Below are 5047 nucleotides of genomic sequence, written 5' to 3' on the forward strand. Positions count from 1 at the left end.
GCCCGGCACTGGATGCGGCGGTGCTGTCGAGCTACAAGCGTGGCGAGCCGATCCTGTTCTACTACTGGTCGCCAACCCCGCTGATGGGCCAGATCGACGCGGTGAAACTGGAAGAGAAACCGGGCGTCGACAAGACCGTGAGCATCAAGGTCGGTCTGTCGAAAACCTTCCACGAGCAAGCCCCGGAACTGGTGGCCGTGCTGGAAAAGGTCAACCTGCCGATCGACCTGCTGAACCAGAACCTGGGCCGCATGGCGAAGGAGCGTATCGAGTCGCCAAAACTGGCGAAAATCTTCCTCAAGGAACATCCTGAGGTCTGGCATGCGTGGGTCAGTGACGACGCTGCCAAGAAAATCGACGCGGCGCTGTAGGTCGATACCTCCCGGCTAACCGTGAGGCTGGCCGGGAGATATGCCGTAAACGCTTGATTGAGATTTCTGATTGAGAGCCGCTTATGTTTCCCGAAAGCTTTACCTTTTCCATCGCCGACTGGGTCAACGGTTGGGTCGATTCGCTGGTCACCAACTACGGTGATGTGTTCCGCCACATCTCCGACACCCTGCTGTGGGCCATCGTCAATCTCGAAGGTTTGCTGCGTGCGGCGCCGTGGTGGTTGATGCTCGCCATTGTTGGTGTGGTCGCCTGGCATGCCACGCGCAAAGTGGTGACCACCGCCGTCATCGTTGGTCTGTTGTTCCTGGTGGGCGCTGTCGGCCTGTGGGACAAACTCATGCAGACCCTGGCGCTGATGATGGTCGCGACGATCATCTCGGTACTGATCGGCATTCCGTTGGGGATTCTCTCGGCGCGCAGCAATCGCCTGCGTTCGGTGCTGATGCCGCTGCTCGACATCATGCAGACCATGCCCAGTTTCGTGTACCTGATCCCGGTGCTGATGCTGTTCGGCCTGGGCAAGGTCCCGGCGATTTTCGCCACGGTGATTTACGCCGCGCCGCCGCTGATCCGTCTGACCGATCTGGGTATTCGCCAGGTGGACGGCGAAGTGATGGAAGCGATCAACGCCTTCGGTGCCAACCGCTGGCAGCAACTGTTCGGCGTGCAACTGCCGCTGGCCCTGCCGAGCATCATGGCCGGGATCAACCAGACCACCATGATGGCCCTGTCGATGGTGGTGATTGCCTCGATGATCGGCGCCCGAGGTCTGGGTGAAGATGTGCTGGTGGGGATTCAGACCCTCAACGTCGGACGCGGCCTCGAAGCCGGTCTGGCGATCGTGATTCTCGCAGTGGTCATCGACCGCATTACCCAGGCGTACGGTCGGCCACGGCATGAGGTGAGCAAATGAACAACGCAACCGTGAGCAAGATCGAAGTCAAAAACGTCTTCAAGATTTTCGGCAACCGCGCCAAGGATGCACTGGCGATGGTTGGCCAGGGCAAGACCAAGGATCAGGTGCTGAACGAAACCGGTTGCGTGGTCGGGGTCAACGACCTGTCGCTGAGCATCGGCACCGGTGAGATCTTTGTGATCATGGGCCTGTCCGGCTCGGGCAAATCGACCCTGGTGCGTCACTTCAATCGGCTGATCGACCCGACCAGCGGCGCGATCCTGGTCGACGGCGTGGACATCCTGCAATACGACATGGACGCCCTGCGCGAATTTCGCCGGCACAAGATCAGCATGGTGTTCCAGAGCTTCGGCCTGCTGCCGCACAAGACCGTGCTCGACAATGTCGCCTACGGCCTGAAAGTGCGCGGCGAGAGCAAGCAGATGTGCTCGGAACGCGCGCTGCACTGGATCAACACCGTGGGCCTAAAAGGCTACGAAAACAAATACCCGCACCAGCTCTCCGGCGGCATGCGTCAGCGTGTCGGCCTGGCGCGCGCCTTGGCGGCGGACACCGACATCATCCTGATGGACGAAGCGTTCAGTGCGCTGGACCCGCTGATCCGCGCCGAGATGCAGGACCAGTTGCTGGAGCTGCAAAAGACCCTGCACAAGACCATCGTGTTCATCACCCACGACCTCGACGAGGCCGTGCGCATCGGCAATCGCATCGCGATCCTCAAGGACGGCCGGCTGATTCAGGTCGGCACCCCGCGCGAGATCCTGCATTCGCCGGCGGATGAGTACGTCGACCGGTTCGTGCAGCGGCGGGCGGCGGTGGTTTGAAATTGGATTGCCTTTGTGGCGAGGGGATTTATCCCCGTTGGGTGGCGAAGCTGCCCCAAACCATGCGCCGCAGTCTGTCAGGCAGACTGCGGAGCCAGGTTTTACGACTGCTTCGCAGCCGAACGGGGATAAATCCCCTCGCCACAGCGTGATGCATTAACAGTATTGGTATGAGGCTCCAGATGTCCCAGGCTGAAAAAATCGTTATCACCGGCAACCCCCTGCGTTGGCAGGACGTGGTCGCCGTCGCCCGTCATGGCGCGCAACTGGAGCTGTCGAGCGAGACCTGGGCGCGGATCGAAAATGCCCAGGGCATCGTCCAGCGCATCGTCGAAAGCGGCGAGCGCGCCTATGGCGTCAACACCGGTCTGGGCGGTTTGTCCAACGTTTCGCTGAAAGACCAGCAACTCAGCCAGCTCTCGCGCAACACCCTGCTCAGCCATGCCTGCGGCGTCGGCCCGGTGCTGCCCGATGAGCAGACCCGCGCGATCATCTGCGCGGCGATCCACAACTACAGCCACGGCAAATCCGGCATTCATCGTCGCGTGGTCGAAGGCCTGCTGGCGCTGCTCAATCGCGGCATCACCCCGCAGGTGCCGTCGCAAGGTTCGGTGGGTTACCTGACCCACATGGCGCACATCGGCATCGCGCTGCTGGGCGTGGGCAATGTCAGCTATCGCGGGCAAATCACCTCGGCGCAACAGGCGCTGGCGGAAGAAGGTCTGCAACCGGTGCAGCTCGGCGCGAAGGACGGTTTGTGCCTGGTCAACGGCACGCCGTGCATGACCGGCCTCAGCTGCCTGGCGATTGCCGATGCCACGCGACTGGTGCAATGGGCCGATGTCATCGGCGCCATGAGTTTTGAAGCCCAGCGCGGGCAGATCGCCGCGTTCGACGCCGAGATCATCGCGCTCAAGCCGCACCCGGGCATGCAGCAGGCCGGTATCAATCTGCGGGCGTTGCTCGATGGCAGTGAAGTGATCGCGTCGAGCAAAGGCATTCGCACGCAGGATGCGCTGAGCATTCGCTCGATCCCGCAGGTGCATGGCGCGGCGCGCGATCAACTGGCGCACGCGATCAAGCAGGTCGAAGCCGAACTCAACGGCTGCACCGACAACCCGTTGCTGCTCGGTACGCCGGACAACTTCCGGGTGATGTCGCAAGCCAACCCGCACGGGCAATCGGTGGCGATGGCGGCGGATCTGCTGGCGATTGCCATGGCCGAAATCGGCTCGATCGCCGAGCGTCGCCTCGATCGGCTGGTCAACCCGCACGTCAGCGGCTTGCCGGCGTTTCTGGTGGCCAACCCTGGGGTGAACTCCGGGATGATGATCGTGCAATACGTCGCCGCTTCGCTGTGCGCGGAAAACCGTCAACTGGCGCAACCGGCGGTGCTCGACAACTACGTCACCTCCGGCCTGCAGGAAGATCACTTGAGCCTAGGCACCAGTGCCGCGTTGAAGCTGCACCGCGCCCTGGAAAACTGCACGCAAATCCTCGCCATCGAGTACCTGCTGGCAGCGCAAGCGTTTGAGTTCCTCAAGGAGCAACGCTTCGGCGCGGGCACTGACCGCGCGTGGCGACTGCTGCGCGAAACCGTCCCGGCCTACGATCAGGATCGCTGGCTGGCGCCGGATATCGCCGCCGCTGCGAGCGTGTTGAAAGACTCGAATTCGCTGCACAACGTGTTACCGAATCTGCACTGACAATACCCATACCAGCGTGCCAAGGCGCTCATCGTCCACAAGACGAGAAGCGACGGATAACGGAATGCTCCGGAGCGACTGGTAGTTAATAACAATGTCTCAAAAGGAGCATTTTAATGACTGCGCTGAACCTGATTCCCGGCCAACTGAGCCTGGCCCAACTGCGTGACGTTTATCAGAACCCGGTCAAGCTGACCCTCGACAACAGCGCCTCCGCGCAGATCGAGGCCAGCGTCGCCTGCGTCGAGCAGATTCTCGCCGAGAATCGCACCGCCTACGGCATCAACACCGGTTTCGGCCTGCTGGCCTCGACTCGTATCGCCAGCGAAGATCTGGAAAACCTCCAGCGTTCGCTGGTGCTGTCCCACGCTGCCGGTGTCGGCCAGCCGATCAGCGATGAGCTGGTGCGCCTGATCATGGTGCTCAAGGTCAACAGCCTCAGCCGGGGTTTCTCCGGCATCCGTCGTGTGGTGATCGATGCGCTGATCGCGCTGATCAACGCCGAGGTTTATCCGCACATTCCGCTGAAAGGTTCGGTCGGCGCCTCCGGTGACTTGGCGCCATTGGCGCACATGTCGCTGGTGCTGCTGGGCGAAGGCAAGGCGCGCTACAAGGGCGAGTGGATGGAAGCCACCGAAGCGCTGAAAGTCGCCGGTCTGACCCCGCTGACCCTGGCGGCGAAAGAAGGCCTGGCGTTGCTCAACGGCACGCAGGTGTCCACCGCATTTGCCCTGCGCGGCCTGTTCGAAGGCGAAGACCTGTTTGCCGGTGCGCTGGCTGTTGGCGGTCTGACGGTGGAAGCGGTGCTCGGTTCGCGCTCGCCGTTCGATGCGCGCATCCACGCGGCCCGTGGCCAGAAAGGCCAGATCGACGCCGCCAGCGCTTATCGCGATCTGCTCGGCGAACGTAGCGAAGTCTCCGACTCGCATCAGAACTGCGAGAAGGTCCAGGACCCGTACTCCCTGCGCTGCCAGCCACAAGTCATGGGCGCCTGCCTGACCCAGTTCCGTCAGGCTGCCGACGTGCTGGTGGTCGAGGCCAACGCCGTCTCCGACAACCCGTTGGTGTTCGCCGCTGAGGGCGATGTGATCTCCGGTGGCAACTTCCACGCCGAACCGGTGGCCATGGCCGCCGACAACATGGCCCTGGCCATCGCCGAAATCGGTTCGCTGAGCGAGCGCCGCATTTCCTTGATGATGGACAAGCAC

5 protein-coding genes are annotated in these 5047 nt (G+C 62.2%); all 5 read left to right on the plus strand.

Features of this window, described 5'->3' with window-relative positions; genetic code table 11:
- On the plus strand, positions 1-371 hold a 371-nt coding region (locus DBR24_RS34335), incomplete at its 5' end, for a glycine betaine ABC transporter substrate-binding protein (protein WP_305889158.1).
- An 83-nt stretch (positions 372-454) separates the two neighbouring features.
- Positions 455-1306, plus strand: coding sequence for a proline/glycine betaine ABC transporter permease (locus tag DBR24_RS29275; protein WP_007949591.1), 852 nt, complete (start codon positions 455-457; stop codon positions 1304-1306).
- A complete protein-coding gene (locus DBR24_RS29280) occupies positions 1303-2133 on the plus strand; it encodes a glycine betaine/L-proline ABC transporter ATP-binding protein (RefSeq protein WP_123470690.1) in 831 nt (276 codons plus the stop codon). Before DBR24_RS29275 ends, DBR24_RS29280 begins: the two co-directional genes overlap by 4 nt.
- A 182-nt stretch (positions 2134-2315) precedes the next feature.
- A complete protein-coding gene (gene hutH / locus DBR24_RS29290; protein WP_128616439.1) occupies positions 2316-3839 on the plus strand; it encodes a histidine ammonia-lyase in 1524 nt (507 codons plus the stop codon).
- A 116-nt stretch (positions 3840-3955) separates the two neighbouring features.
- Positions 3956-5047, plus strand: a 1092-nt coding sequence (locus DBR24_RS29295) for a histidine ammonia-lyase (protein WP_128616440.1), incomplete at its 3' end; no start/stop codon positions are given.

Source organism: Pseudomonas sp. HMWF006, from assembly GCF_003061205.1.
Taxonomy (GTDB): Bacteria; Pseudomonadota; Gammaproteobacteria; order Pseudomonadales; family Pseudomonadaceae; genus Aquipseudomonas; species Aquipseudomonas monsensis.